Origin of the sequence: Novosphingobium cyanobacteriorum (assembly GCF_029436685.1) — a bacterium.
In the GTDB taxonomy this organism is placed as follows: Bacteria; Pseudomonadota; Alphaproteobacteria; order Sphingomonadales; family Sphingomonadaceae; genus Novosphingobium; species Novosphingobium cyanobacteriorum.
Genome location: NZ_JAROCY010000017.1, coordinates 25,925 through 51,232 on the forward strand (window position 1 = coordinate 25,925; position 25,308 = coordinate 51,232).

A 25,308-nucleotide genomic window follows, 5' to 3' on the forward strand; every position below is an offset into this window, starting at 1 on the left:
CGCGCTTTCATATCCGCCGCACGCGAAAGAATCCTGACGTTGTCCGCCCACGATACCGCATCCGCCACCCCGCGCCGCTTCGCCGCCATGGGCCCGCTCACCGGTCGCATCCGCGTTCCGGGGGACAAGTCGATCAGCCACCGCTCGATCATGCTCGGCGCGCTCGCGGTCGGGCGCACGCGCGTGACCGGCCTGCTGGAAGGCGAGGACGTGCTCTCCACCGCCGCCGCGATGCGCGCGATGGGCGCCACGATCGAACGGCATGACAGTGGCGAATGGACAGTCGACGGCGTCGGCGTGGGCAGCCTGCTGCAACCGCAGCAGGCGCTCGACATGGGCAATTCCGGCACTTCCACCCGCCTGCTCATGGGCCTCGTCTCCAGCCACCCGATCACCGCCACCTTCACCGGCGATGCTTCGCTGTCAAAGCGGCCGATGAGCCGGGTGATCGATCCGCTTTCGCAGATAGGTGCGGAATTCACGGCTGCGCCCGGTGGCCGCCTGCCCCTCACCCTGCGCGGCGCCTTCCCTGCGGTGCCGATCGAATACTGCCTGCCCGTCGCCTCGGCCCAGGTGAAGAGCGCGATCCTGCTCGCCGGGCTCAACACCCCCGGCGTCACCACCGTGATCGAACCGGTGCCCACGCGCGACCATTCCGAACGCATGCTGCGCGGCTTCGGCGCGGACCTTTCGGTGGAGGTGGACTCCGCCGGCACCCGCACCATCCGCATTGTGGGCGAGGCGGACCTCAAGCCGCAGGTGATCGAGGTTCCGGGCGATCCCTCCTCCGCCGCCTTCTTCGTCGTGGCCGCGCTGATCGTTCCGGGCTCGGACCTGGTGATCGAGAACGTCGGTCTCAACCCCACCCGCGCCGCGCTGTTCGATATGCTGCGCGCCATGGGCGGCAGCATCGAGGAACTGAACCCGCGCGACGTGGGCGGAGAGCCCGTGGCCGACCTGCGCGTGCGCGCCTCCGCCCTCACCGGCATCAACGTCGATCCCGCGGTCGTGCCCAGCATGGTCGATGAATTCCCCGTGCTCTTCGTCGCCGCCGCGCTGGCCAAGGGCCGCACCGTCACCACCGGCCTCGAAGAACTGCGCGTCAAGGAAAGCGACCGCATTTCCGCCATGCGCGCCGCGCTCGAACTTGCCGGCGCGCGCGTAACCGAGACCGAAGACGGCCTGATCATTGATGGCACCGGCGGCGATCCCCTGCCCGGCACCGCCACTGCCGCACAAGTCGTCACTCACCTTGATCACCGCATCGCCATGAGCATGGCCGTTGCCGGCCTCGCCAGCCGCGCCGGCGTGGAAGTGGACGACACCCGCCCCATCGCAACCAGCTTCCCCGTGTTCGAAAGCCTGCTGGCGACAGCGACCGGCTCCGCATGAGCGAGACTTTCGCCAACACCTGCGGCTTCCTCGGCATGGCCTGCATCATCTTCGCCTATGGCTATGCTACCCGGTCTGCCACGCCCAACCCTTTCGCCCAGCACGGCGTGAACCTGGCGGGCGCAGCGCTGCTCACGGTCTCGCTCATGGTCAACATGAACCCGGCCAGCCTGGTGCTGGAATTCTTCTGGGCGGCCATTGCCATCTGGGGCCTGGTCAAGGCCTTCCGCCAGCGGAGCGCCAAATGATCATCGCCGTCGACGGCCCCACCGCATCGGGAAAAGGCACGATTGCCAAGGCCTTGGCCGCGCATTTCGGCGTGCCGCATCTTGATACCGGGCTGCTCTACCGCGCCGTTGGCCGCCAGGTCTTCCTCGATGGCGGCAACCCCGACGATCCGGCAAGCGCGCTCGCCGCCACCACCTTTCCCGAAGGCCTGCTCAACGATCCCGAACTGCGCAGCGAAGCCACCGGCGGCCTCGCCAGCCGCGTCTCGGTCCACCCCGCCGTGCGCACCGCGCTGCTCGCCCGGCAGCAGGCCTTCGCCAACCAGCCCGGCGGCGCGGTGCTCGACGGGCGCGACATCGCCACCGTCATCGCCCCCCATGCCCACGCCAAGCTCTTCGTCACCGCCAGCGTGGCGGCGCGCGCCCTGCGCCGCTTCATGGAGATGAGAAAGCGTGGCGAGGACGTGACCCGCGAAGCGATTGAAGCCGACCTCGCCGCGCGTGACGAGCGCGACCGCACCCGCGCCACCGCCCCGCTGGTCCAGGCCCCCGGCGCCGCCCTGCTCGATACCAGCGCGCTTGGCCGCGAAGCCGCCGTTGCCGCTGCGATCGCGCTGGTCGAAAAGCAGTTGGCACGGTAAGGCACGCCATGGCCCGCAAGCATTCCAAACACAGCCGCAATGATTGGGCCGAAGAACCGGACGAGGCCGAAGCGCCCCCGCCCGTGCCTTGCTGGCTCTGCGGCCGCCCAACCGGCTCCACCATAGTCTGGCACCATCCCGTGCCCAAGAGCCGCGGCGGGCGCGATGTCGTGCCCATGCACGGCATCTGCCAGCAGACGCTGACCGCCAACTTTACCAATTCCGAACTGCAGCGTCACGGGCTGGATGTCGAAGCGCTGCTGGCCAATCCGGCAATCCGCAAGTTCGTTGACTGGGTGGCCAACAAGGACCCCGATTTCACTGCGCCGATTTCGAAGAAGCAGCGCTGATCGCCCCTGCCAATATGGCAGTAAAACTACGTATATTCGTCTCGTAACGGTCGCCGGAATGTGATCCCATCCTCCTCGCTCAAACGAGGAGGACGGGCCATGGATTTCATGATTTCACTGCGCGATCCCCGCAATCCCAAGCGGCGGACCGCACCACGCTATCTGGTGATCGAGGATGGTGCCGCTGCGCCGACCCAACTGGGGCTCAGCGCTTGGGCAAGTCGTGTCATCGCCCAGTTCCCACCCATTGCAATGAAGAACCCCGATCGGGTCGTCCGTACCGGCGACATCCTGTTTCTGGTCCACGGGTTTAACGTCGATTCCGCCGAGGCGCTCAAATTCCACCACAATTGCGCCTCCAGCCTGCGTGCCAGCGGGTGGAAAGGGGTGGTCATCAGCTATGACTGGCCCTCCGACGGCCTTGTCTTCGCCTATCTGCCCGACCGGGAGGACGCTCGCGATGCGGCCAGCAAGATGATCCGGTCCGCCATCAGCGTATTGCAGGATCGGCAGGCCAAGGACTGCACCATCAACGTTCACGTCATGGCACATTCGATGGGCGCTTTCGTCACACAGCAGGCCTTCACCAACGCCTATCAGGATGTGCCGAAAGGCTGGCGCGTAGGCCAGGTCCTGCTCGTGTCTGGCGATGTCGATCACACCGTGTTTTCGGCCGAACACGCCACTGCCAAGGCCTTCGTCGAACACGCCGGACGGCTCACATGCTATACCAACCGGCGCGACAAGGCGCTGCTCGCTTCGAACGTGAAGCGCCTGGCTCTGGCCCCGCGCATTGGCCGCGTCGGACTGCCAGACGATTCCCCGCGCCCAATGGTTGAAGTAAACTGCACCGGCGTGTTCGAAGCGCTGCCACCCACCATTCGCGACAGCCTCGATCCTTCGCCTTCACACAGCTTCTATTTCGACCAGCGCGCATTCTGGGACGATGTCGTGCTCACGCTCAATGCCGGGCTTGACCGCAGCGATTACCCGAATCGCGCGCCGCAGGATGGTGGCAAAGTGCCCAACCGCTTCGTTCTCGGTGCCACGCCCATGTCAGACGGCATCTACCACGCCGCACTTGCCCAAGCGACGTCGAGCATCCCAAGCAACTGATTCAACCCGTGCTGCGGCGGTTCAGGCCGCCGCAGCGCTTTCTTCTGCCCCCTCTTCCGCCTCGATCACCACCGGCGCGCAGTGGAACACGCCCACGTCGCCCACGCCCTTCAACGTGATCAATCGTGGCGGCCCAAAGCCGCTGCGGTCCTTTGCGCGCAGCCAGGTGCTTTCCGAAATGGCGATGCCGTTGGGCTCGGCTGTGCCTTCGATGCGCGCGGCGATGTTCACCGTATCGCCCCAGTAATCATAGGCCATGCGTGTCGCGCCAATCACCCCGCCGACCACCGGCCCGGAATGGATGCCGGCACGCAGCGCCACGTCCACGCCGCCCAGGCGGCCCATTTCAGCCACCCCGGCAATCACCGCGCGGGCAAAGGCAATCGCCGCGTCAGCGCTGTTGCCGCTGGGCACGTTGCCCCCGGCAATGGCGAGGTAGGCGTCGCCCACGGTCTTCACCTTCTCCACCCCCAGCTCACGCGCGCAGGCGTCGGCATGGTTGAAGAAGGTATTCAGCAACTCCACCAGATGCCCGGGAGAGACCCGCTTGGCCAGGTTGGAAAAGCCAACCATGTCGATGAAGATCACGCTCGCGTCGGCATAGGCATCCGCCACCAGCAAACCGCTGCGGATGCGGTCCACCGCTGCGGGTGGCAGCATGTTGAGCACCAGCTCCTCGTTGCGCGCGCGCTCGGCGTCCAGCTGGTCGGCCAGCTTGAAGGCGGAACGGCTCGTGCGTCCCACCGCAAAGTTCACCGCGATCATGATCAGCGCGCCGCTGCAATAGCTCAGTATGGCATAGACCAGCGCCGAAAGCTCCGGCTGCCCGGTCGCCACCTGCCCGATCCAGCCCAGCGCATCGCACCCCAGCCACGCCAGGAACAGCTGCGGCCGCCCGGCCAGCGTCACCGCGGCAAAGCTCGTGATCACCAGCCGGTTGATCACTCCCACCGCGTGCAGCGTGCTCACCTGGCCGTCCAGATGCTCGAACAGCACCACGTTGATCCGCCCCACCAGCAATGCCAGCACCAGAAGCGCGGCAAAATCGATGATCGGGTGGCGGACATAGTCGTCCCAGAATGTCGCCGCGATATAGCCTCCGCACACCAGCAGCGCCGCGCCCAGCAATACTGCCAGCGTCGCGTTCTCCGTCGGCTGCAGGTAGATCGGGTTCACGATCGAATAGGCCAGCGCCACCAGCATGAAGATGGCGCCGTAAACCCGCACGAACGGCCGCCGCAGCGTGCGCGCGCGCAGGTTGTATCGCGCCTCGGTCTCCCGGTCGGCAAATCGGCTGAACACCCCCGGCTGCTCCTCGATATCCATCCCGCACCCCATCGCCGCCCCTGGCAAAGCCACGGCGCATCCTGCCATAACACGCCAGACCTTGCCGGAACGTAAGCCTGGGGTCCAAACAACCCGTCCGTTGGCTGCGCCACCTGTTGTCCCGCTTTCCCCCCAACCGACCGCAAAACGCCGCGCGAAATCACCTCGAGCGCCCCACCAAAAAGTCTGATTTCCAATAAATACCTGTAATAAAACAATAACGTAGGTGAAAACAAAGTAACCGTGCACGTTGCGATGACCAATCGCCGTGTTAAACAGCGCCCACACACAGCTAACTGGTGGGGACCATGGCCGTTGACTCGATTTTTCTGAACGGCAGCCTTGCCGATGGTGTCGCTGCGAATGCCACGATCGCGGAATCGTCCGGCGGTGGCACGTCCATCGGCCTGCTCGGCGCCAGCCTGGCGGCAGGTGGCAGCGGTTTCACCTATACCTTGCTCGATGATGCCGGCGGCGCCGTTTTCCTGGATGGCAATCGCCTGCGCCTCACGGAAGGTGCACTGCTCGATTTCGATCATGCCAGCAGCTTCACCGTTTCGGTAAAGGCCACCGCCGGCAGCGGAGCCAGTGTCACCCGCACGCTGGTGATCGGCGTTTCCGATGATGGCGTGGTGGTCGATCGCGGCACCGCCTCCGCCGATGACTTCACCAGCACTGTCGGTGGCTTTGCGCTGCCGGGCGCGGGCGATGATACCGTGCGTGGCGATGCCACCACCGTGTTTTCGGGCAAACGGTCGGACTACGATATTACCGTGGTCGGCACCGGGTCCGATCCCTATGGTGGCGGCAATCCCACCGGTTATGAAATCACCCTGCACGATCTGCGCAGCGGCAGCCCCGATGGCACCGACCTCATCATCACGTCGGCCAGTTTTCCGGCGCAGTTCCGCTTTGCCGATGGCGATTGGCTGCTGTCCGAAGTGCAGTCCTCCGCCTCCACCGGCTTGACGCTCAACGGCCGTCATCTTGATGTCGATGCCTACCTGCCTGAAAACGCCACCGTGGGGCGGGTCGTCGGCCAGCTGGGCCTGCGCAACCTGCCGGGCCAGTTGCCCTCCATCACCTCGTTCGTCGCCAAGGGCGTGCGCGCCGATGGCTCGCTAGTCACGCTCACCGGAAGCGAGGCCCCGTTCACGGTCAACGCGCAGGGCCAGATCGTGCTGGCCAAGGCGCTGAACTACGAACTCTTCCGGGAATTCTACGTCCAGGTCAGCTACAACGATGGCGTCGGCGGCCTTGCCGCAGATGTCGTGCGGATCGAGGTCGACAACGTCAACGAACAGCCGGCGATCATCTCCGCACCGGGCATGTCCGCGCCGTTCACCCTGCTGGAACATGCCGCTCGCGATGGCCGCGTCCTCCTTGGCGCGGTGCCGGTGGACGATCCGGACGAGACCACCAACACGCTCAACTATGTGCTCAGCGGCGCCGATGCCAAACTGTTCGAGATCGAAAATGGCATGCTTTACCTGCGCAAGGGCGCAGCGCTCGATTTCGAAGGGCATCCCGATCTCGATGTGAAGATCAGGGTCTCCGAAACCGGCAGCCCGCTTAAGGCAAAGCCGGCGGTGACGCTCGATATCAACGTCGCCTTTGCCGAACTGACGGGCAATGGCCTTGGCAACAAGCTTGTCGGCAGTGCCGGAATTGACGTGATCAAGGGTGGCGGCGGTGCCGATGTCCTCAAGGCGGGCGCATCTGCCGATACCCTCGATGGCGGCGGCGGCGGCGATGTGCTGCAGGGCGAAGGCGGCAACGATTCGCTCACCGGCGGTGCCGGGAAGGATCGACTGCTGGGCGGTGATGGCAACGATGTGCTGGTGGGTGATGCCACCGGCGCCGTCGACTATTCCGAGCACCTGTCGTGGACCGATTTTGCGGATGACACCGTCACCATTGGCACCGGCTTTACCCAGGTGACCGGCGAAGCGGCGGTCACCGTCGCGCTCACGCAGGGGATCGGCTTCTCCTATGCCGATGTCTCGACCGATCCCGTCTATGTCGAAACGGGCGACGGCGGACTCTCCGCCGCCTCGTCGCTGGAATTCGCCGGGGTGGACGATTCCCCGGTCGGAACGCTCGATCTCACCTTCACCAGGCGCACCGGCGCGGCCTTCGACGCGCGCGACGTGGTCTTCCGCATCAACGATATCGACACGGGCGGGCATGTCGACGTGCTCACCGTGCGCGCTTTCAATGCCGCGGGGCAGGAAGTGCCCGTCACCCTCGTCGCTGCGGGCAACGATACCATTTCCGGCAATACCATCACCGCGGGCAACAGCACCGATCTGCAGAATGATGCTGCCGGCTCGGTGCTGGTGCGCGTGGCCGGGCCGGTGCAGCGCATCACCATCCTTTATGAAAACGGCGGCACCACCGATCAGGCCGTTTGGATCAGCGATGTCGCCTTCTCCACGCAGAGCCTGCAGCGCAACAGCGCCGACTATCTCGATGGCGGCGCGGGGAATGACGCGCTGTCAGGCAACGATGGCAAGGACGTGCTGCTCGGTGGCCTCGGCGCCGATGTGCTGAACGGCGGAGCAGGGCGCGATACGCTTACCGGGGGGGACGGGGCGGACCGTCTCGTGTTCGATTCCGCGCTGGCCTCCAGCCGCGACGTGATCACCGATTTCGTCCACGGGACGGACAAGCTCGCCTTCGCCAAGTCCGCCTTCACCGCGATCGGCCCCACGCTCGAAGCCGGGGAATTCTTCGCCGCCGCTGGTGCAGTCCGCGCCCACGATGCCGATGACGTGCTCGTCTACAACACCACCACCGGCGCGCTCTATTATGACGTGGGCGGCAATACGGCGGGCTCGGCCGGCGCGATCCTGATCGCCACACTCACCAACCTGCCCGCTCTCAGCGCATCGGATATCCTTTTGATATAAAAGGATATCCGCAAAACTCACCATATCGCCTGTGGGTACGTTCGTAAAAGATCCAGCCCAGCAAAAAGGGCGCCCCCAAACAGGAGCGCCCCCTTTGTCTTGCAGCCCTTGCGGGTGAAGGATCAGGCTTCCGCCTCACCCTCTTCCAGCAGCTCAGCCGGGATTTCGCCCGGCTCGGCATTCGGGTCATAGGCTTCGGTAAAGCCACCTTCGTCAGTCTCGAACATCGCGTCGATGACGTTGACGCCCTGCGACTGCAGTTCGGCTTCGTCGGGCGAGCGGGCGACGTTGACCTTGACGCCGACGACCACTTCGGGGTGCAGCGAAACGCGCACGTCGAACACGCCGATCGTCTTGATCGGGCGTTCCAGCACGATCATCGACTTGGTCACCTTGGCGCCCTGCGCCACCAGCGCGTCGACGATATCGCGCACCGAGACCGAACCATAGAGCTGACCGGCGTTGGACGAGGCGCGGATCAGCACCACTTCCTTGCCTTCAACGTTGCCCGCTTCCTTGCCGGCTTCGTCGCGGCGAGCGGCGTTGTCGGCCTCGATGCGGGCGCGGTTGGCTTCGAAGACCTTGCGGTTGGCGTCGTTGGCGCGCAGCGCCTTCTTGTTGGGCAGCAGGTAGTTGCGCGCGTAGCCGTCCTTGACGGTGACTTCGTCGCCAATGGTGCCCAGCTTCTCGATGCGTTCGAGCAGGATGATCTGCATGGCGGGCGCTCCTTACTTCACGATGTAGGGCAGGAGGCCGATGTGCCGGGCGCGCTTGATCGCCTGGCCCAGCTCACGCTGCTTCTTCGCCGAGACGGCGGTGATGCGCGACGGCACGATCTTGCCACGTTCAGACATGAAGCCCTGCAGCAGGCGCACGTCCTTGTAGTCGATCTTGGGCGCGTTCTTGCCCGAGAACGGGCAGCTCTTGCGGCGACGGAAAAACGGACGAGCCATGTCTTATTCCCCTTCGCGTTCGCGGCGGCGGCTGCGCTCGCGGTCATTCTTGCGCATCATCACCGACGGGCCAGCTTCGTGCTCGTCGACGCGGATGGTCATGTAGCGGATCACGTCTTCGTTGATCTGGGTCTGACGCTCGAGCTCGGCGATGGTGTCGCCCGGAGCTTCGATGTTCAGCATCACGAAGTGCGCCTTGCGGTTCTTCTGGATCTTGTAAGCCAGCGAACGGAGGCCCCAGGTTTCGGTCTTGGTGACCTTGCCGTTGTTGCTCTCGACGATCTCGGTGGCGGTGGCGGCAAGCGCATCAACCTGAGCCTGGCTCAGATCCTGGCGCGCCAGAAACACATGCTCGTAAAGCGGCATGCTTTCGCGTCCTTTTATCTAACTAACCGATCGCTGGCTGATCCGCGGGATTGCGGGGCCCCTCCGGCTTTCTTCAATTCCCGCAAGGTGTGCGGAAGCGGTGGCCCTTAGCGAGATTCCCGCCGAATGCAAGAAGTGATTGGGGAAAGCCTCACGCCGTGGCTTCGCGTCCTGCGGCAGGGCGCGCGAGGCGGGTGCCGCAGAAGGCCAGCGCAAGCAGGGGCTGGCGGCGCACGAGGAGGAAGCACAGAGTGGACATGGCCAGCACCAGCGCCGAGGCTGCCAGCCATTGCGCCACCGGCAGCGGCGCACCGGGCAGGAAGCGCGCAAGCAGGGTGACGGTGACCATCGCCCACGTCATGTGGAACAGGTAGATCGCCATTGCGCCTTCGACGAGGAAGGCGATGGCACGGCTGGGCCGGTTGGCGACGCGGGCGAGCAGGCGGAAGGCGAGCAGCGACAGCAGCAGCCCGAGCGGCTGCATCACCGCACCATCGAGCAGGCGCAGCGGCGGATCGATCTCCATCGGCAGGCCCAGCGCCGGCCGGAACATCGGTTCCAGCCAGAGGTGGACCGCCAGCAGCCCAGCCGTGGTGAGCAGGTGCGCCCGCAGCGGCAGGTTGAACATGCGCGCGCCCACGCGCCAGTGCCACGCCATCGCGCCCAGCAGGAAGCCGGGTGCATACTGCATATAGCGAATGGTCAGCTGGTGTTCGAAGAAGGCTTCGTTGTCCTGCAGTTCGAACAGGTAGACGATCGCCGCCAAGGCCGCGCCCCACAGCGCCAGCACGCCGAGCAGCGCAGCACCGCCCATGCCTTCGAGGCACAACGCGCGGCGCAGGCGGTCCGACGGCAGTTTCCAGCGCACCGGCAGGATCGAATAGCTGGTGACGAACATCAGCAGCACGATCAGGAACCAGAGGTGTTCGAAGGCGAGCGGCAATCCGTGGAACCCGCCCGCCCACAGTTCCGACAGGCCGACCTTGAGGTGGTGCTGGATCACCGCGAGGCTGGCGACGCTGACTGCCAGCGGCACGCCGATGCGCACCCAGCGATCCGCCAGCCAGGAACTGCGGCCCTTCCGTTCACGCATCATCGCGGCGAAGAAGCCCGAGAGCATGAAGAAGGCGAACATGCGGAACGAATGGATCGCGCTGAGCGAGAAGCCAATCACCGGGTCTTCACGGAAACCGGGCGCTTCGGGCGAGAGGATCATGATCGCCGTGGTGGCGACATGAAAAGGGATTCCCAGCAGCAGGAACAGCGCGCGCGCAGCGTCCAGGTGGTGAAGCCTCGATTCAGTCCCGGCCATTGCCGAACGGTCCATTCCGACAAATGGCGCAGCCACGCTGCGCAACCTGCGCGCCGATAAGGACCGGAACCGCATCCGTCCAGTCCGTTATTTGGGCGATCCCGGAGGCGGCACCGGCCCGCTCCCCAGCCGAATGTCCAACTGGGCCATCCATTCAGGATACTCGCGTGGAGGGCCGGGGTGAGCTGGCAGGCACCGCACCATCCGAAACGAGAGTTTCGGATCGGACACTCAGGCCGCGAAACGCCGGACCGGGGCCTTTTCCTTTTCAACACGTTCCATCTGGCCGATGGCATAATCGGCGATTAGGCGGGCGAAATTGCCTTCATCCAAAGGGATATCGAATTCCAGGCCCGAGGTGGCCGGTTCCGACCAGACGACGAAAGCTGTCATCGCGCGGTCAAGGCCCGGCAGCATCAGGGTGACGGATTCGCCTTCGCGCTGCAGCCCTATGCCTTCGATCCGCGCACCGAACGGTGTGAGATCCTTAAGCATCACCGTAGACCGTGTCAGTCCGTGCTTGCAGCGCACCGGAAGTTCAACGCCGATGCGGGCCGCGCGGCGCAGGCCACCAAAATCGCCGCCGTGAAAATCGAGGCTCATCCGCCGTCTCCGCCCAATTGTGTTTACCAGTTCCGGGAAGGACGGCGGCGCCCGATTAGGTTTTACGCCATAGGGGATCGTACCGAAGGCGGCGATGGGTGATCTTAGGTGAAAGGAACCGGCTCTGCCCCATGCCTGCCAGGCCCTCATGAGCAAAGGCGAGGCATCGCTGCTGACGATAACATGCCGGTATGCACCGGACTGTCATTTGCACCATAGGCCGTTGGCACATTCGCAGTTGTCGGTGCGCCACCGGCGCTCGGATGGTGCAGGACGGTCGGCCGAAGTATCTTTCAACAGGCCTGGCTGGCAGATTGCATCCCTTGGAATGCGACGGTCCCCGCCGGAACAAGTTGCGCGCGGCCGGCCACATCATGGATCAGGGTGGACCAGCCTTGGGCGAAGGACTGACGTGAGAAACGGGCGATGGATCGGGCCAAGCGCTGCTGGCGCAGGGCGCGTTCTGCCGAGGTGAGCGCCACGAGACGGTTCATCTGCGCGGCGATGGCATCGGCATCGTGGCAGGGCGCGACGAGCGCGCCTTCGCCGGCCACTTCCTCAAGCACGCTGTCCGCGGTGACAAGCGGGACGAGGCCACGGGCAATGGCTTCCGCCACGGGGACGCCGAATCCTTCGAGCCGGCTCATCAGCACGAAGCCGGAGGCCGCGCCATAAAGCCACTGCAGTTCCGCATCGGTGACATAGGGTAGCAGGATCACGCCCGGAGTGGACGCGGCAACCGCAGCCACGGCATCGGCGCCGGGTTCGCGCGCGCCGCAGATGACATAGGACACGCCCGACTGGTGGAGGCCCGAACGGGCAAACGCTTCGATCGAGGTCGCCTGGTTCTTGCGATTGCCAACGCTGCCGACTGTGAGCAGAAAAGGGCCGGGAATGGCGACCGGATCCCCCTGCCCGCCGATTTCGGCGCGGATTGCGGGGTAAATCACGCGCATGTCGGAGTTATCGCCATAGAGATCGCGATAGGCGTCCATCGAGGCCTGGCTGACGAAGACCATGCGGGCATCTGCGCGTGAGACAACGGCGTAGGCGCGCCGATAGAGATCGCAAACGGCGGGGGTGAACAGTTCCGGATGGGTGAGCGGACCGAGATCGTGGCACAGCACGATGTCGCTGGCGCGCAGCGCGGCGTGGACGACGGTGGACGGGTCCATATGCAACATCGGTCGCCGGCTTCGGAGTGCGGCAACAGTACTGTCACCATAGCGGGCGCGCAGACCATCTTCGATAGCGAGTGCACGTCCTAGCAACTTCGCCCTCAGTCCTACCGGAGGACGATTGGCGGCAAGTCGCCAATAATAAACCGAGCCAACAAGATGACCCTGATCTTCGAGAATATCACGGCCGACAAAGTATTTTCCGGTGCGATTGTAGATCGCCAGCGAGAAATCGACATCAATTATCGAAGTCATTTTTCCGAACCATCACCTAGTGAGCGATGATCCACTAAACAATACGATCATGATTCACAATAATGCATCGATTAAATACACCACCAATTTAAAATATAAGTATTTATCATTACCGAGATATATTGCTATATATACAGAATGAAATCTGAATATGTAATTATTTATTACATATTATCGGAAATATAGATCATCATTAGGTAATTAATATTGCAAAATCGTGACACATGGGAAGTCAGCCCTTTGGCGAGATGGCAATTCAGGCGAGCAGCACAGCTAGTCGGGCCGTGACCGCGCTTTCATACGCTGCGGCCGGCGCACGGAACTGCGGAGCGGCGGTGCGGGCACGCTGTTGCAGGGCTTCGTCGGCGGCGAGTGCCGTCAGGTCAGTCTGCGCAGAGACCGTGTGGGCAAGGCCGGTCGCCGCCAGTGCGCGGGCGGTGAGGCGTTGTTCGATGTTGGCGGGAGCGATGGCCAGCGGGAGGCCCGCAGCCAGCGCCAGAGACACAAGCCCCTGCCCACCGGCGCAGACCACCAGGCGGGCCTGCCGCACGATTTCGGCAGGGGGCAAGGGATGCGCCAGCAGGCCGATCCCCGTGGCGGAAAGCGCATCGGCCTGAGATGGTGAAAGGCCCGGGGCATGGAGGCCGACGCGCAGGCCTGCGCCTGCGGCACGGGCCAGCGCGGCGGCGGCGGCGGATTCAGGCCTGAGACCGGGGAGATAGGCAAAGACCGCATTGCCGGGTGGGCCCGGCTGCAGGGGCGTTGCGCCGGAGAGGAAAGGCGGCAGCAGCGCTTCGGCGCGGCGGCCGGCGTAGGGATCAAGCAGGGGAAAGGCGCCGGGGAGCATGGCCTCTGCGGCGATGAGTTCTGGCAGGCGGGCAAGCTGCGGGCGGCCGAGCCTTTCGAGCGCGCGGTTGATGACGTCGAGGAGCATGGGCTCTGCCACGAGCGGCCTTGCATCGGGCGCGAAGGGTGGGAAGCACGGGCCATCCGCAGGTGGCACGGTGAAGCCGGTACCCACGGCCATGCGCGGCATGTGGCCACGCGCGGCGAGAAGCGCCAGCGGGGCGAAATCTGCGATCAGCGCATCGGGTGCGCAATCGGCCAGCAGGCCATCCCATGCGCGCAGGAGGTATTCCACGCTGCCCGAGTCCGTGAAGCCGAGGTTGGCAAGGACATCGCCGAAGCTGGCGGGTTCACCCAGCGGATCGGCCCCGCCATGCCGCCACAGGCCGGGCCAGACCGGCGCCTGGCGCAGGGCAACACGCCCTTCCAGATCGCGTGCATTGCGAAAGGCATCGGGCCGCTGCACCGCGAGGGTGACGTGGTGCCCGGCATCGAGCAGGCCGCGCGAGATGGCGGCCAGACGCGCGGCGTGACCACTGTTACCCCCCAGTTCCCATGCCAGAAGTATGCGCGCCATCCGTCCCCCTATCGCGGAAGACTACCCTTCAACACGAGGGATGCGAACGGATTTATGCTGCTCAGGCTGCTTCAGCGTGAGGCGCTGGCCACCTGCATCGGGCCTTTACCGGGGAAAACCTGGGTGCCGATGGAATCGAGCGCGAGGCGGTAGCTCTTGACCACAAGGGCGAAGACGGACGGATCGATCCCCTCGCCCGTGATCACGTCCCACGTGACGTTGAGCGACTTGTCGTCGTTGACCGAGACCGCACCGAAGCGGTTATCCCGCACGAAGGCGGCGGCCTGGGTGGCGCCAAAGGGGCGTTCGGGCATGAAACCCGCATTGAACTGCAGCGACTGGCAGCCTTCGTGCGTCACCTCGTTGCAATCGTAGAACACCACCAGCGTCTGCCAGCCGCCGATATCCGCCTTCACCAGCGGATCGCCGGCATCGTCCTGGCCAAGCTGCGCGGTGTAGCCGGCAGCCTGGAGCGCGACGACGATGGACTGGGGACGGGTGGCGGAAACAGTATCGGCAGGCGCTGGAGCGGCCACTGCAGGCAGGGGAGCCAGCATGGCAATGGGCGCAATGATCCTGCAGATCGAGTCGCGAAACGACTTCATGGCGGGGCATCCTCGGGAATTTGTCTTTGTTGTTGCCCGCAGGCTCTCACAAAGACCGGGATGCGGCAAGCGCCTATTTAATGGAGGAAAGCCACGAGTTCACGGCCCATTTCGGGCACGGTGACGCTGCTCATGTGCGTGCCGGGCACGGTGGCGCGGCTTGCGTGGAGGAGCGCGGCGGCGAGATTGTCCGCCGAGCCGTTGTCGTCGTCCTTGTCTCCGCACAGGACCAGCGTGGGCATGGTGATGGCGGCAAGCGCGGCGGGCGCGGTGTCTTCCATCGAGCCCAGGAGCAGGCGCGCGGCGACGCGATCGACGTTCATCGTCTTGAGGAACTGCTGCGAGACGTATGCCGGATCGCCGGGGCGGATGGTACCGAAGCGATCGATTACATCCACGAAGAAATCCTGGCGCTTGGCCCAGCCCGCCAGCCCTTCAAGCCCCATGCCCGCCAGCACGAGGCGGCGCGGGCGCATGCCGCGGATGACGCTGCGCGCCGCGGTGCGCGCGCCAAGCGAGAAGCCGACGAGATCGTAATCGGTAAGGTTCAGGTGGGCGATGAGGGCTTCGGCATCGAGGGCGAGGACATCGGCCGGATAGGCTGCGGGATCGTGCGGTGCCTCGCTTTGCCCGTGGACGCGCAGATCGGGCATCAGGCATTCGAACCCGGCAGCGGTGAGCTGTGCCGCCGTGCCGAACTTGATCCAGTTGACCTGCGCCGAGGAGAACAGGCCGTGGAGCAGGACGACGGGCCGCCCTGCCCCCATGCGATGAAGCGCGAGGCGCGTGCCGCCGTGGCCGGTGAAGAATTCGGTGACAGGTTCGGTCATGACGTCAGCAGCTTCCAACCCGAGAAGACGAGGACGGCGGCGAGCGCAGGGCGCAGCAGGTGATCGGGCGCGCGGCTGGAGAGCATGCTGCCGATGACCGCGCCGGGCAGCGAGCCGAGCAGCAGGTTGAGCAGCAGCCACAGGTCCACATCGCCGATGAACCAGTGGCCGAAGCCGGCGACCAGGGTGAGCGGCACGGCGTGGGCAATGTCCGTCCCCACGATCCGCGCCACGCGCAGCGCAGGGTAGAGCACCAGCAGCACGGTGACGCCGATGGCGCCCGCCCCGACCGAGGAGATCGACACGGCGACGCCAAGCCCCACACCAAGCGCGACGGTGGGGATCAGCGCCTCGCGATCATCGAGCCGGTCATGGCTCTTGGCGAAGACGGCGATCTTCTTCTGCGCCAGCGTGGCCACGGCGGTGGCAATCAGCATCACGCCGAGCACGGTCATGATGACGTGGCCGGTTTCCTTGCCCAGCTTGCCGAATGTGGAGACGGCGATGAGCGTGACGATCGCCGCCGGCACGCTGCCCATGGCGAGGCGGCGCATGATGTGCCAGTCCACGGTTTCGCGCTGGTGATGCACGGCGGAACCGGCCATCTTGGTGATCGAGGCGAAGAGCAGGTCGGTGCCGACGGCGGTTTCCGGCTTGATCCCGAACATGAGGATGAGCAGCGGGGTCATCAGCGAGCCCCCGCCGACGCCGGTAAGCCCCACGAGTATGCCGACCATCAGGCCGGCGATGCCGTGAAGCAGATCCAGATGTTCCAGCATTCGTCCCCCTGTGGTCCCGTGGCCGGGTCCCATAATCCCCGCGGCGGTCCATACCGGCGGGAGCCGGGAACCTGCAACGGGAAAATCTCTACTTCATGGATTGAATTGGCGCGGGTTTCCCTCAGCCGGACAGGACCCCCCGTAGTTTGCCAACGCGCGGAAACGCGGGGAGTTTCATCGCTTCACTGGCGCGGCAGGGCGTTTGGACGCGGATGCGCGATCGGCAGATCGGGCGACTGGCACGAAAAGACCCGGCCCGCACGGGTGCGGGCCGGGTCCTTGCGGTTGGCCATGAAGAAGGGATCAGCCCTTCTTGAGGTGGCGGCGGCCGAGCAGTTCGGCGATCTGCACCGCGTTGAGCGCCGCGCCCTTGCGCAGGTTGTCCGACACGCACCACAGCGACAGGCCGTTGTCCACGGTGCTGTCATCGCGCACGCGCGAGACGAAGGTGGCGAAATCACCGACGCATTCGATCGGCGTGACGTAACCACCGTCCTCGCGCTTGTCGATCAGCATGACGCCCGGCGCCTCGCGCAGGATTTCCTGCGCCTTTTCAGCGGGCAGCTCTTCCTCGAATTCGATGTTCACGGCTTCGGAATGGCCGACGAAGACCGGCACGCGCACGCAGGTGGCGGTAAGCTTGATCTTGGGATCAAGGATCTTCTTGGTTTCCGCGACCATCTTCCATTCTTCCTTGGTCGAGCCATCGTCAAGGAACACGTCGATGTGCGGGATCACGTTGAAGGCGATCTGCTTGGTGAACTTCCTGGGCTCGATCGGATCGTTGACGAAGATGGCGCGGCTCTGTTCGAACAGTTCATCCATGCCTTCCTTTCCTGCGCCGGAAACCGACTGGTAGGTGGCGACAACGACGCGCTTGATCTTCGCCACATCGTGCAGCGGCTTGAGCGCCACAACCAGCTGCGCGGTGGAGCAGTTGGGGTTGGCGATGATGTTGCGCGCGGTGTAGCCGTCGATGGCGTCCGGGTTCACCTCGGGCACGATCAGCGGCACGTCCGGGTCCATGCGATAGAGCGACGAGTTGTCAATCACCACGCAGCCCTGCGAGGCTGCCTTGGGCGCATAGATCTTGGTCGGGCCAGAACCGGCGGCGAAGAGCGCGATGTCCCAGCCGGTGAAATCGAAGTGCTCGACGTTCTGCACCTTGAGCATCTTGCCGGTCTCGCCGAACTCGATCTCGGTGCCCTGCGAACGCGAGGACGCCAGCACGGCGATCTCGTCGCAGGGAAACTCGCGCTCGGCGAGGATGTTGAGCATTTCGCGGCCGACATTCCCCGTCGCACCGACGACAACAACCCGGTAACCCATTGTCTTACTCCCTCAGGCCCGAAGGCTCGGGCCGTTCCCTAGCGGCTGGTGCCGACCAGCCAAGTTAAAAACGCTTTTGCCGGAGACACCCCGGCTTGGACGCGAAACTGTTCGGGGTGGCGGTGGGGCTTCGCCTTGCGGGTGGCTTGGAACCCCAGCCCCAACCCCCTCCCCAATCGGGCGGGGGCTTCCTCTGCATGTTTCCCGAGCATTGCGGATCAGATCATTGGCCCGTCCCCACGCCGTTGCGGTCAAGGAAGCGGAACATGGTTTCGTAGAGATGCTGGCTGACCTTGGGCCCGCTGATGCGGTGGGTGAAGCCTGGGTAGAGCATCATCTCGAAAGGCACCGCCTCACCCTGCAACTTGGCGACGATGGCGCTGGTGTTTTCGAACACCACGTTGTCATCGGCCATGCCGTGGACGATCAGCAGCGGATCGGCGATCTTCGCCGTATCGGCCAGCGCGCCGGACTTCGTATAGACCTGCGGCTCGGTGCGCGGATCGCCCAGATAGCGTTCGGTGTAGTGGGTGTCGTAAAGCTCCCACTTGGTGACCGGGGCCACCGCGATGCCGGCGTTCCACGCGCCGGGGTGCGCTTCAAGCATCTTGATCGTCATGTATCCACCATAGGACCAGCCGAAGGTGCTGATCCGCTTTGGGTCCACATAGGGCAGCGTGCGCAGGTAATTCACGCCGGCGAGCTGGTCCTCCACTTCGACAGAACCCATCGCACGCCAGATCGTACTTTCGAAGGCGACGCCGCGATCGGACGAGCCGCGATTGTCGATGGCAAACCAGATATAGCCCTTGTCCACCACAGCCTGGGCCAGCGCGCCCTGCCACCCGCCGTGAACCACGCGGGAGTGCGGGCCGCCATAGTGATAGGTGAACACGGGGTACTGCCTGCCGGCTTCCAGCGGCGGGGTGATCATCACCCAGTGCAGGTCGGTCTTGCCATCGGGGCTCTTGATCGTGCCGAACTGCGCAGGGCGATGGCTGGCCACATAGGGTGCATAAGGATGCGAACCGACCACCCTGTTCTGTTCGATCCACGCAATGCGCTTGCCATGGGCATCGGCGAGATAGCTTTGCGGCGGCTGGGTATCGGCACTGCGCGAGACGAGCAGCGTCTGCCCTGCGGCGTCCATCGTCGCGGCGTTGTCAAATCCGGTTTCCGTCAGGCGCTCGATCTTGCCGGGATGCGCAATATCGAGGGCATAGACCTGCCCTTCGAGCACGCCGTCCCTGGTGGCGGTGAAGGTGACGCGGCCGGCCTTCTGGTCCACGCCGACGAGGCCGGTGACCATCCACGGGCCGCTGGTCAGCTGCGTCCAGCCGCCATCCTTGAAGTGGTAGAGATGGCCGTAGCCATCGCGTTCGGACCACCAGAGCAGGCTGCCGTCCTTGAGGAAACGGTAATTGCTGGAAAGGTTTATCCAGCTCTTTTCAGCCGCGTTCTCGGTAAACAGCACGCGTGAGGCGCCGGTGGCGGGATCGACCGCGAGCATGTCGAGCCGGGTCTGCGCGCGGTTTTCCCGCTGGACGTAAAGCGTCTTGCCATCGGGTGCCCAATCGACGCGGACGAGGTAGATGTCCTTGTCGGCCCCCAGATCGACCTGCACGCGGCCCTGCCCGTCTGCACCGATCACCCAGAGCGAGACATCGGCATTGGGGGTGCCGGCGGCAGGATAGCGCTGGTCGAAGGTCTTGGTGCCGTCTGCACCGATGGCGGCGCGGGTAACGACGCCGACCTGCGCCTCGTCAAAGCGTTCGACGGCAAGACGGTCTGCGGCGGGAGACCACCAGAAGCCGTTCATGCGATCCATTTCTTCCTGCGCGACGAATTCGGCCTCGCCCCAGTGGACGGTGTGAGATGTTTCGGCAGGGGTTATGGCCAGCGGCTGAGCACCGCCTGCGACAGGCACGACATAAACCCGGCCATCGCGGACGAATGCGAGCTTGCCACCCTTGGGGCTGAGCGCCGGGTTGAGTACGCCGCCATTGGCACCGGCGATGGGCTGCACGCTGCCATCAAGCCCGGCGAGAAACAGATCGCCATCCAGGGGCACCAGCACCGACTTGCCATCGGGCGCCCATTCATAGCTGACGACGCCCTTCAGGTTGCCGATGCGCTTGCGTTCGCGCTGCATCTTTTCGGCTTCGGACAGGGCGCGGCCCGAGGACAGCTTCAGCGAATCGACCAGCATGCGCCACTGGCCCGACTGGCGATCATAGCCCCACAGGTCATAGCGTTCGGCATCGTCGGCCCGGTTGCGCAGCAGCGACAGCGTGCGGCCATCGGGCGAGAGCTTTACCCCCATCGGCGCGGGGCCATTGAGCGAGGGGCTGGCGAAGACGCGCTGCAGGGTGAGCGCGGGTGCCGGTTCGGGCGCGCGGGCGGTCACGGGCGGGTTGCCTGCAGGCGCGGCAAGCGCGGGGGACGCGAGAACGAACGCGGATGCAACAAGCAGGCGAGAGAGCAAGCGCATGACAAGGGCGGGCCTTTCATCGGGGAATGCCGGCAGGGTAGCTCTTCCATCGGTCCTGTCGAGACGGTGGGGTGTCTCGACTTCGCTCGACACGAACGGCGTGGGTCTGGTGCAAGGTTCGGCGCGCAAAGAAAAAGGCGCCCCGGCTGGTGTGCCAGGGCGCCTTCCTACGGTGTTGTCCGTTTTGCGGCGTGGAGCTTTTCAGCCCCTCCTGGTCACTCCGCGCTGGCCTTGGTGACCTTGCGCTCGGCAATGCGCGCCGATTTGCCGGTGCGGCCGCGAAGGTAGTAGAGCTTCGCACGACGCACGACACCACGGCGCACGACGGTAATCGAATCGATGTTGGGCGAGTAGAGCGGGAACACGCGCTCTACGCCTTCGCCGAACGAGATCTTGCGCACGGTGAAGTTCGAGCCGAGGCCGCGGTTCGACCGCGCGATGCACACGCCTTCATAGGCCTGCACGCGGGTCCGCTCGCCTTCGACAACGCGCACGCCAACGCGCACGGTATCGCCCGCACGGAAATCCGGGATGTCCTTCTTCGCCTTGAACTCGGCGATGGCTTCAGCTTCAAGCTGCTGAATCAGGTTCATTTTTCAATCGTCCTGCACTTCACGCTGCGCACCAGAGGCAGACTGGACCCGAACGCCGGTGTGGCGCTCCCAAAGGTCCGGCCTGCGTAGCCGTGTATCGATCTCGGACTGTGACTTGCGCCAAGCCGCGATCTTCGCATGATCCCCCGATCGCAGCACTTCAGGGATCGTGCGCCCTTCCCACTCAGCGGGCCGGGTATAGTGCGGGTATTCAAGGAGGCCGTTCTCGAACGACTCCTCATGCCCGCTGGAAGCCGCGCCCATTACGCCGGGAAGCAGGCGAATGCAAGCGTCCAGCAGCATCAGCGCGGCGCATTCCCCGCCCGACAGGACGATATCGCCGACCGAGACTTCCTCGACATCGCGCCCGGCGAAGATGCGCTCGTCGAAACCCTCGAACCGGCCGCACAGCAGGATGACGCCGGGCCCTTGCGCCAGTTCGCGCACGCGGGCCTGGGTGAGCGGCTTTCCGCGGGGGGTGAGCGCGATGACGGGCGCTGCGGGTGCGGAGGTGCGCGCGTGGTCGATGGCCTTGGCCAGCACATCGACGCGCAGGACCATGCCCGCGCCGCCGCCGGCGGGGGTGTCGTCCACGGTCTTGTGCCTGTCGATGGCGAAATCGCGGATTTGCACCGCATCGAGCGCCCAGGTGCCTTCCCGCAGCGCCCGCCCGGCAAGGCTGACGCCGAGGGGGCCGGGGAACATCTCCGGGTAGAGGGTGAGGACGGTGGCGGCGAAGGTCATTTGCGCCGCCTAGCCTCGACGGCGCCCGCGAAGGAAGAGAAATAACGCCGCCAGCATCGCCAACGGCGCAACTATGAATGCGTAGCCGGGGAAGAACATCAGGTCGGGTGTGAGACCACATTCGGCGAAAGTGCGTCCGTCAGGCAAAGCTAGCCTGGCTAGATAGCCTGCAAGCACCCCTGTCGACGACATACCCAAGCAGCCGACCTTGGCACCCTGCTCCGGGAGTCGGGTCCGGATAATCCATGCCAGCGCAATCGCGATAAAGACACCGAAGGCTGCTGACATGGCGAGGAAGATTATGGTCTCTTCACTCGTGACCATGCACGGATCAGCGAACATCACACCGTCCAGTTCTCAACCACCAGCCCCGGCACATCGGCGAAGTCCTTTGCATTCGCCGTAACCAACGTCAGCCCAAGCGAAATGGCATGAGCCGCAATCAGCCGGTCATAGCTCGCCCGCCTGAACGGAATCTTCGCGTAAGCCCTGGCCGCGTTCTCGTCAAAGGGCAGGAGCGGCACTTCTTCGAGAAAGATCTCCAGGATCCTGGCCGGAGGCGGCTTACCCTGCTCGGTGCCAAGGGCGACTTCTCCGAGCACGATCGACGAGATGACCATATCGCCCTCGTCGGCCTCAGCCATGCGCGCACGAAACGCGGGATCGTCGCCCTCTATGGCAACGATCACCGCATTGGTATCCAGCATGTATTTCAAGCGGAAGCGCCATCGTCGGTTGGCTCGGGCCAGCCATGCTTCGCGCGCCATTCGGGATCGTCCCAAAGACGCGGACTATGCTCGAACACCCGATCTTCAGGCTCGATCCTCTTCAGGCCAGATCCCCGCCCGATGCCCCACACCTTGTCGATGTTGAACTTGCGCTTGGGCCTGTCCTTCGGGCGCAGGATCAGTTCGCCATCCTTTTCCTCGACGCTCCATTCGCGATCAGGCTCAACGCCCAAGGCCGCCGGGATGCGGATTGCGACCGAGTTTCCGGACTTGAAGCTCTTGGCAGTATGCTCGATGCCCATAACGGCCTCCGTATATACGTTCTGTATATACGCTAGCGCTCCACTTTTCAATCCTTCGGCTCGAAGGCGTATTTCAGCGATTGCAGGGTGATCGGCGTGGTGGGCGCGAGGATCAGGGTGCCGGTGATTGTGCCGTTGGCGCAGGGCCAGGTGAAGGTGCCGGTCATTTTGCCGTCGGGCTGGATGGGGGCGGATGTTTCGCAGGGGCCGGATCTGGCCTTGATTTCGGCGAGGACCCGGGCCCAGTTTGCGGGGGTGCGGTCCATGGGGAAGTTCATGGCGGCGCGGCCCTGCAGCGCGTCGACGGTGCCGGCTGACCAGACGGTCTGCGCGGTGGCGTAGAAGGTGGCGAGATCGGGGCTGACCGGTTCCTGCCGCCTGGCGATCACGCCCTTTTCGCGCAGCAGGGCGGCGACGTCCCACACCGGCTGGCTGGGGCCGGCGTAGGTCTTGTTGGTGAGCGCGAAGAGGGCAACGCCGTATTCGGGCAGGACCATGACGTGGCTGCCATAGCCGGGGTAGCCGCCGCCGTGGGCGAGGACGGTGCCGTAGTCGCAATCGCCAATCACCCGCCAGCCCACGCCATAGGAGATGGTACCGGGGCACTGCTTGTCTCCGCCGGTGGCGTAGCGGTGAAACACGGCGGAAAAGTTCAGGCCCTGTGCGACACGGCGGACGGTGGCGCGGCGGACGGGGCCGGTGTCGGCATCGTTGCGCGGCGGCCAGGCGGAGAGGACGAAGGCGAGCCACCTGGCATAGTCGGTGGCGGAGACCTCCAGCCCGCCCATGGCATTGAAGGCGCCGTCCTTCATCGTCGGCTCTTCGGCCCAGGCGTCGTTTTCCCAGCGGTAGCCCAGGGCGCGCCTGTGCTTGGGATGGGCGAGAACGTCAAAACCGCTGGCAGTCATGCCCAAGGGCGTGAGCAGGGTCTTTTCGACATAGGCGCGGTAAGGTGCCTTGGTGATATTGGCGATGACGCGGCCAAGGATGGCGTAGCCGAGGTTGGAGTATTCGTGCTTCATTTCCGGCACCCGGGTGAAGGGAACGCCGGTGCGCAGCAGCGCGGTGAAGGCCGTCTGCGACAGGGGCGTCTGTCGATCCCCCCACGGATCGTCGGTGACGAAGCCTGCCGAGTGGGTGAGCAGATCGCGGATGGTGATGCGCGGGCTGTCGGCGGTGGGATAGGTCCAGCCGCGCAGTTCGGGCACATAGCGATCCGCCGGATCATCGAGCCCGAGGCGGCCTTCGTCACGCAGGCGCAGGATGGCGAGAGCGGTGAAGGCCTTGGTCATCGAGGCGATGCGGAACAGGGTATCGGGCGTGACCGGGCGTTTCTGGACGAGGTCCTGCACCCCTTCCCCCTTCACATAGGCGAGGCGGCCATCCTTGACGACGCCGAAGACCATGCCGGGGATGTGGTTGGCGGCCATCCACTTGGTGAGGACAGCGTCGATCTGCGGGTCGAGCGCGGCGAGGTCTGGCGCGGTCTGGGCGTGGGCAGCAAGGGGTTGCAGGGCGAGCGCAGCCGCGATGAACCTGAGTAATGCCCGCATATGCGCCCTCCCCTGTGTTGCGGGAAGAACCTGCCGCGCCGGAAGGCGCGTGCCAACGCCTTTTCAGTCGAAGGCCTTGGGATCGGGCGGCGGGGTCTTGGAGCGGGTGGCGAGCCAGGCCGCGGGGGCGGCGATGACTGCGGCGACGATCAGGCCGAGTGCGGTGACCGCGATAACCGGGACGGGCGAAGAGTACGTGTGGAGGACCGAGACGATGGCGGGGGAGACCGGCAGCAGCCCAGCGGGAAGCGCGGCATAGGCGATGCGGCGGGCGCGCGGCATCGTCTTGCTGCGGTAGCCGAGGATCGAGGCGATGACGGTGGAGAGGATGGCGGGCAGGACCACCAGCACCATCAGGATGATGAAGAAGCCCATGCGATCAGTCTTCGGCGTAGGCGGCTTCGATCAGGATGCGATCGGCATTCCATTCGGGCACGGCCTGAGCGCGCATGGGTACCATGAAGCGCTTGCCATTTTCGCGGCGGATTTCGAGGACATCGCCGGCGCCGAAGTTTTCGACCGCGATGCAGGTGCCCAGCGCCTCTCCCGTCGTGGAGACTGCGGGCAGGCCGATCAGGTCGGCATGGTAGTATTCACCATCGGCCAGCGCGGGCAGCGCCGAACGGGGGACGGTGAGCGCGGTGCCGCGCAGCTTTTCTGCCGCGGTGCGATCGGTCACTTCGGCAAAGCGGGCGATCGCCCCGCCCTTGCCGTCCTCCTTCAGCTTCTCCAGCGTAAGGCTGGAGTCGTTGAAGGCGCGGTAGCGCTTGAGCGCCGCCACGCCTTCTCCGAACAGCTTGAGGCGGACCTCGCCCGTGACCCCGTGCGCGCCGGCAATGGCGGCGAGGGTTACGGGCTTGTCCTGCAAGATCAGGCTTCCGTCTGCTCTTCGGCAGCGGCTTCGGCCGGAGCTTCTTCCGCTGGAGCGGCGGCTGCAGCGGCAGCAGCCTCGGCAGCTTCACGGGCCTTCTCGGCCTTTTCCTCGGCGCGGTCCTTGGCCTTCTTGCCGGGTTCACCCTTCTGCGGGTTCACGGTGGCGGCGCGTTCCTTGATGCCGGCCTTGTCGAGCATGCGGGCAACGCGGTCGGTCGGCTGCGCGCCAACACCCAGCCAGTAGCGCACACGGTCTTCGACCAGGCGCACGCGATCGGCGTTGTCCTTGGCGAGGAGCGGGTTGTAGGTGCCGACCTGTTCAAGATAGGCGCCATCGCGCGGGGCGCGGCTGTTGGAAACGACGATCTTGTAATAGGGGCGCTTCTTCGAACCGCCGCGCGAAAGACGCATAGAAACAGACATTTAC

General features: G+C 64.9%; 29 protein-coding genes. 7 read left to right on the top strand and 22 right to left on the bottom strand.

The genetic code is table 11. The features are described 5' to 3' along the window. The first annotated feature begins 87 nt into the window (after nucleotides 1-87). From aroA to POM99_RS16535, 5 genes are all read left to right on the top strand, one after another. Nucleotides 88-1,392: a 3-phosphoshikimate 1-carboxyvinyltransferase gene (gene aroA, locus POM99_RS16515; RefSeq protein ID WP_277279658.1), complete on the top strand. Its 1,305-nt coding sequence runs from the start codon at nucleotides 88-90 to the stop codon at nucleotides 1,390-1,392. Continuing rightward, a complete protein-coding gene (locus POM99_RS16520) occupies nucleotides 1,389-1,640 on the top strand; it encodes a CBU_0592 family membrane protein (protein WP_277279586.1) in 252 nt (83 codons plus the stop codon). Before aroA ends, POM99_RS16520 begins: the two co-directional genes overlap by 4 nt. Next, entirely contained in the window at nucleotides 1,637-2,260 is a 624-nt protein-coding gene (locus POM99_RS16525; protein WP_277279587.1) for a (d)CMP kinase, read from the top strand. The genes POM99_RS16520 and POM99_RS16525 overlap by 4 nt, the downstream gene beginning before the upstream one ends. A gap of 8 nt (nucleotides 2,261-2,268) precedes the next feature. After that, a complete protein-coding gene (locus POM99_RS16530; RefSeq protein WP_277279588.1) occupies nucleotides 2,269-2,610 on the top strand; it encodes a hypothetical protein in 342 nt (113 codons plus the stop codon). A 99-nt stretch (nucleotides 2,611-2,709) separates the two neighbouring features. Further along, on the top strand, nucleotides 2,710-3,726 hold the full coding sequence (locus tag POM99_RS16535; protein ID WP_277279589.1) for an alpha/beta fold hydrolase: 1,017 nt from the start codon (nucleotides 2,710-2,712) through the stop codon (nucleotides 3,724-3,726). Nucleotides 3,727-3,747: 21 nt separating this feature from the next. Here the strand turns inward: POM99_RS16535 and POM99_RS16540 are convergent, their stop codons facing one another. Then, a complete protein-coding gene (locus tag POM99_RS16540; RefSeq protein ID WP_277279590.1) occupies nucleotides 3,748-5,085 on the bottom strand; it encodes an adenylate/guanylate cyclase domain-containing protein in 1,338 nt (445 codons plus the stop codon). A gap of 275 nt (nucleotides 5,086-5,360) precedes the next feature. On the opposite strand from POM99_RS16540, the gene POM99_RS16545 reads away from it, so the two are divergent. Beyond that, complete coding sequence (locus POM99_RS16545) at nucleotides 5,361-7,964, top strand: calcium-binding protein (protein WP_277279591.1); 2,604 nt, start codon at nucleotides 5,361-5,363, stop codon at nucleotides 7,962-7,964. A 122-nt stretch (nucleotides 7,965-8,086) separates the two neighbouring features. Here the strand turns inward: POM99_RS16545 and rplI are convergent, their stop codons facing one another. From rplI to POM99_RS16575, 6 genes are all read right to left on the bottom strand, one after another. After that, on the bottom strand, nucleotides 8,087-8,680 hold the full coding sequence (gene rplI, locus POM99_RS16550; protein ID WP_277279592.1) for a 50S ribosomal protein L9: 594 nt from the start codon (nucleotides 8,678-8,680) through the stop codon (nucleotides 8,087-8,089). A 12-nt stretch (nucleotides 8,681-8,692) separates the two neighbouring features. Then, nucleotides 8,693-8,917, bottom strand: coding sequence for a 30S ribosomal protein S18 (gene rpsR / locus POM99_RS16555; protein ID WP_169492015.1), 225 nt, complete (start codon nucleotides 8,915-8,917; stop codon nucleotides 8,693-8,695). Nucleotides 8,918-8,920: 3 nt separating this feature from the next. Then, entirely contained in the window at nucleotides 8,921-9,283 is a 363-nt protein-coding gene (rpsF, locus tag POM99_RS16560) for a 30S ribosomal protein S6 (RefSeq protein ID WP_277279593.1), read from the bottom strand. 151 nt (nucleotides 9,284-9,434) lie between these two features. Further along, complete coding sequence (locus tag POM99_RS16565) at nucleotides 9,435-10,610, bottom strand: acyltransferase family protein (RefSeq protein ID WP_277279594.1); 1,176 nt, start codon at nucleotides 10,608-10,610, stop codon at nucleotides 9,435-9,437. 216 nt (nucleotides 10,611-10,826) lie between these two features. Next, entirely contained in the window at nucleotides 10,827-11,348 is a 522-nt protein-coding gene (locus POM99_RS16570; protein WP_277279595.1) for a PilZ domain-containing protein, read from the bottom strand. A gap of 143 nt (nucleotides 11,349-11,491) precedes the next feature. Next, a complete protein-coding gene (locus tag POM99_RS16575) occupies nucleotides 11,492-12,373 on the bottom strand; it encodes a glycosyltransferase (protein ID WP_277279596.1) in 882 nt (293 codons plus the stop codon). Nucleotides 12,374-12,535: 162 nt separating this feature from the next. On the opposite strand from POM99_RS16575, the gene POM99_RS16580 reads away from it, so the two are divergent. Continuing rightward, complete coding sequence (locus tag POM99_RS16580; RefSeq protein WP_277279597.1) at nucleotides 12,536-12,661, top strand: hypothetical protein; 126 nt, start codon at nucleotides 12,536-12,538, stop codon at nucleotides 12,659-12,661. A 226-nt stretch (nucleotides 12,662-12,887) separates the two neighbouring features. Here POM99_RS16580 and POM99_RS16585 read toward each other — a convergent pair whose 3' ends face one another. From POM99_RS16585 to rpsP, 15 genes are all read right to left on the bottom strand, one after another. Beyond that, nucleotides 12,888-14,054, bottom strand: coding sequence for a glycosyltransferase family protein (locus POM99_RS16585; protein ID WP_277279598.1), 1,167 nt, complete (start codon nucleotides 14,052-14,054; stop codon nucleotides 12,888-12,890). A 71-nt stretch (nucleotides 14,055-14,125) separates the two neighbouring features. Next, complete coding sequence (locus tag POM99_RS16590; RefSeq protein WP_277279599.1) at nucleotides 14,126-14,659, bottom strand: YbjN domain-containing protein; 534 nt, start codon at nucleotides 14,657-14,659, stop codon at nucleotides 14,126-14,128. 77 nt (nucleotides 14,660-14,736) lie between these two features. After that, a complete protein-coding gene (locus POM99_RS16595; protein WP_277279600.1) occupies nucleotides 14,737-15,489 on the bottom strand; it encodes an alpha/beta fold hydrolase in 753 nt (250 codons plus the stop codon). After that, complete coding sequence (locus tag POM99_RS16600; RefSeq protein ID WP_277279601.1) at nucleotides 15,486-16,268, bottom strand: sulfite exporter TauE/SafE family protein; 783 nt, start codon at nucleotides 16,266-16,268, stop codon at nucleotides 15,486-15,488. Before POM99_RS16600 ends, POM99_RS16595 begins: the two co-directional genes overlap by 4 nt. Nucleotides 16,269-16,571: 303 nt before the next feature. Continuing rightward, the gene (locus POM99_RS16605) at nucleotides 16,572-17,597 is read right to left on the bottom strand and encodes an aspartate-semialdehyde dehydrogenase (protein WP_277279602.1); all 1,026 of its coding nucleotides are present in this window, start codon (nucleotides 17,595-17,597) and stop codon (nucleotides 16,572-16,574) included. 223 nt (nucleotides 17,598-17,820) lie between these two features. Then, nucleotides 17,821-20,088 (bottom strand): S9 family peptidase, encoded by a 2,268-nt coding sequence (locus POM99_RS16610; protein WP_277279603.1) that lies wholly within the window; start codon nucleotides 20,086-20,088, stop codon nucleotides 17,821-17,823. A gap of 215 nt (nucleotides 20,089-20,303) precedes the next feature. Next, nucleotides 20,304-20,681 (bottom strand): 50S ribosomal protein L19, encoded by a 378-nt coding sequence (rplS, locus tag POM99_RS16615; protein ID WP_277279604.1) that lies wholly within the window; start codon nucleotides 20,679-20,681, stop codon nucleotides 20,304-20,306. Nucleotides 20,682-20,684: 3 nt separating this feature from the next. Further along, nucleotides 20,685-21,425, bottom strand: coding sequence for a tRNA (guanosine(37)-N1)-methyltransferase TrmD (gene trmD / locus POM99_RS16620; RefSeq protein WP_277279605.1), 741 nt, complete (start codon nucleotides 21,423-21,425; stop codon nucleotides 20,685-20,687). A 9-nt stretch (nucleotides 21,426-21,434) separates the two neighbouring features. Further along, nucleotides 21,435-21,767, bottom strand: coding sequence for a hypothetical protein (locus POM99_RS16625; RefSeq protein ID WP_277279606.1), 333 nt, complete (start codon nucleotides 21,765-21,767; stop codon nucleotides 21,435-21,437). Beyond that, nucleotides 21,767-22,192 carry a type II toxin-antitoxin system VapC family toxin gene (locus POM99_RS16630; protein ID WP_277279607.1) on the bottom strand — a complete coding sequence of 142 codons (426 nt, stop codon included), beginning with the start codon at nucleotides 22,190-22,192 and terminating at the stop codon, nucleotides 21,767-21,769. The genes POM99_RS16625 and POM99_RS16630 overlap by 1 nt, the downstream gene beginning before the upstream one ends. After that, on the bottom strand, nucleotides 22,138-22,455 hold the full coding sequence (locus POM99_RS16635) for an AbrB/MazE/SpoVT family DNA-binding domain-containing protein (protein WP_277279608.1): 318 nt from the start codon (nucleotides 22,453-22,455) through the stop codon (nucleotides 22,138-22,140). The genes POM99_RS16630 and POM99_RS16635 overlap by 55 nt, the downstream gene beginning before the upstream one ends. Nucleotides 22,456-22,502: 47 nt before the next feature. Further along, entirely contained in the window at nucleotides 22,503-24,008 is a 1,506-nt protein-coding gene (locus POM99_RS16640) for a serine hydrolase domain-containing protein (protein ID WP_277279609.1), read from the bottom strand. A 63-nt stretch (nucleotides 24,009-24,071) separates the two neighbouring features. Further along, nucleotides 24,072-24,383, bottom strand: coding sequence for a hypothetical protein (locus POM99_RS16645; protein WP_277279610.1), 312 nt, complete (start codon nucleotides 24,381-24,383; stop codon nucleotides 24,072-24,074). 4 nt (nucleotides 24,384-24,387) lie between these two features. Then, nucleotides 24,388-24,876 (bottom strand): ribosome maturation factor RimM, encoded by a 489-nt coding sequence (gene rimM / locus POM99_RS16650; RefSeq protein ID WP_438823023.1) that lies wholly within the window; start codon nucleotides 24,874-24,876, stop codon nucleotides 24,388-24,390. 2 nt (nucleotides 24,877-24,878) lie between these two features. Next, nucleotides 24,879-25,304: a 30S ribosomal protein S16 gene (rpsP, locus tag POM99_RS16655; protein WP_277279611.1), complete on the bottom strand. Its 426-nt coding sequence runs from the start codon at nucleotides 25,302-25,304 to the stop codon at nucleotides 24,879-24,881. Nucleotides 25,305-25,308: the final 4 nt, after the last annotated feature.

Coding starts and splice junctions, on each gene's coding strand:
- aroA (WP_277279658.1), top strand. CDS start 88: ATGGGCCCGCTCACCGGTCGCATCCGCGTTCCGGGGGACAAGTCGATC.
- POM99_RS16520 (WP_277279586.1), top strand. CDS start 1,389: ATGAGCGAGACTTTCGCCAACACCTGCGGCTTCCTCGGCATGGCCTGC.
- POM99_RS16525 (WP_277279587.1), top strand. CDS start 1,637: ATGATCATCGCCGTCGACGGCCCCACCGCATCGGGAAAAGGCACGATT.
- POM99_RS16530 (WP_277279588.1), top strand. CDS start 2,269: ATGGCCCGCAAGCATTCCAAACACAGCCGCAATGATTGGGCCGAAGAA.
- POM99_RS16535 (WP_277279589.1), top strand. CDS start 2,710: ATGGATTTCATGATTTCACTGCGCGATCCCCGCAATCCCAAGCGGCGG.
- POM99_RS16545 (WP_277279591.1), top strand. CDS start 5,361: ATGGCCGTTGACTCGATTTTTCTGAACGGCAGCCTTGCCGATGGTGTC.
- rplI (WP_277279592.1), bottom strand. CDS start 8,680: ATGCAGATCATCCTGCTCGAACGCATCGAGAAGCTGGGCACCATTGGC.
- rpsR (WP_169492015.1), bottom strand. CDS start 8,917: ATGGCTCGTCCGTTTTTCCGTCGCCGCAAGAGCTGCCCGTTCTCGGGC.
- rpsF (WP_277279593.1), bottom strand. CDS start 9,283: ATGCCGCTTTACGAGCATGTGTTTCTGGCGCGCCAGGATCTGAGCCAG.
- POM99_RS16565 (WP_277279594.1), bottom strand. CDS start 10,610: ATGGACCGTTCGGCAATGGCCGGGACTGAATCGAGGCTTCACCACCTG.
- POM99_RS16570 (WP_277279595.1), bottom strand. CDS start 11,348: ATGAGGGCCTGGCAGGCATGGGGCAGAGCCGGTTCCTTTCACCTAAGA.
- POM99_RS16575 (WP_277279596.1), bottom strand. CDS start 12,373: ATGGACCCGTCCACCGTCGTCCACGCCGCGCTGCGCGCCAGCGACATC.
- POM99_RS16580 (WP_277279597.1), top strand. CDS start 12,536: ATGACCCTGATCTTCGAGAATATCACGGCCGACAAAGTATTTTCCGGT.
- POM99_RS16585 (WP_277279598.1), bottom strand. CDS start 14,054: ATGGCGCGCATACTTCTGGCATGGGAACTGGGGGGTAACAGTGGTCAC.
- POM99_RS16590 (WP_277279599.1), bottom strand. CDS start 14,659: ATGAAGTCGTTTCGCGACTCGATCTGCAGGATCATTGCGCCCATTGCC.
- POM99_RS16595 (WP_277279600.1), bottom strand. CDS start 15,489: ATGACCGAACCTGTCACCGAATTCTTCACCGGCCACGGCGGCACGCGC.
- POM99_RS16600 (WP_277279601.1), bottom strand. CDS start 16,268: ATGCTGGAACATCTGGATCTGCTTCACGGCATCGCCGGCCTGATGGTC.
- POM99_RS16605 (WP_277279602.1), bottom strand. CDS start 17,597: ATGGGTTACCGGGTTGTTGTCGTCGGTGCGACGGGGAATGTCGGCCGC.
- POM99_RS16610 (WP_277279603.1), bottom strand. CDS start 20,088: ATGCGCTTGCTCTCTCGCCTGCTTGTTGCATCCGCGTTCGTTCTCGCG.
- rplS (WP_277279604.1), bottom strand. CDS start 20,681: ATGAACCTGATTCAGCAGCTTGAAGCTGAAGCCATCGCCGAGTTCAAG.
- trmD (WP_277279605.1), bottom strand. CDS start 21,425: ATGACCTTCGCCGCCACCGTCCTCACCCTCTACCCGGAGATGTTCCCC.
- POM99_RS16625 (WP_277279606.1), bottom strand. CDS start 21,767: ATGTTCGCTGATCCGTGCATGGTCACGAGTGAAGAGACCATAATCTTC.
- POM99_RS16630 (WP_277279607.1), bottom strand. CDS start 22,192: ATGGCGCGCGAAGCATGGCTGGCCCGAGCCAACCGACGATGGCGCTTC.
- POM99_RS16635 (WP_277279608.1), bottom strand. CDS start 22,455: ATGGGCATCGAGCATACTGCCAAGAGCTTCAAGTCCGGAAACTCGGTC.
- POM99_RS16640 (WP_277279609.1), bottom strand. CDS start 24,008: ATGCGGGCATTACTCAGGTTCATCGCGGCTGCGCTCGCCCTGCAACCC.
- POM99_RS16645 (WP_277279610.1), bottom strand. CDS start 24,383: ATGGGCTTCTTCATCATCCTGATGGTGCTGGTGGTCCTGCCCGCCATC.
- rpsP (WP_277279611.1), bottom strand. CDS start 25,304: ATGTCTGTTTCTATGCGTCTTTCGCGCGGCGGTTCGAAGAAGCGCCCC.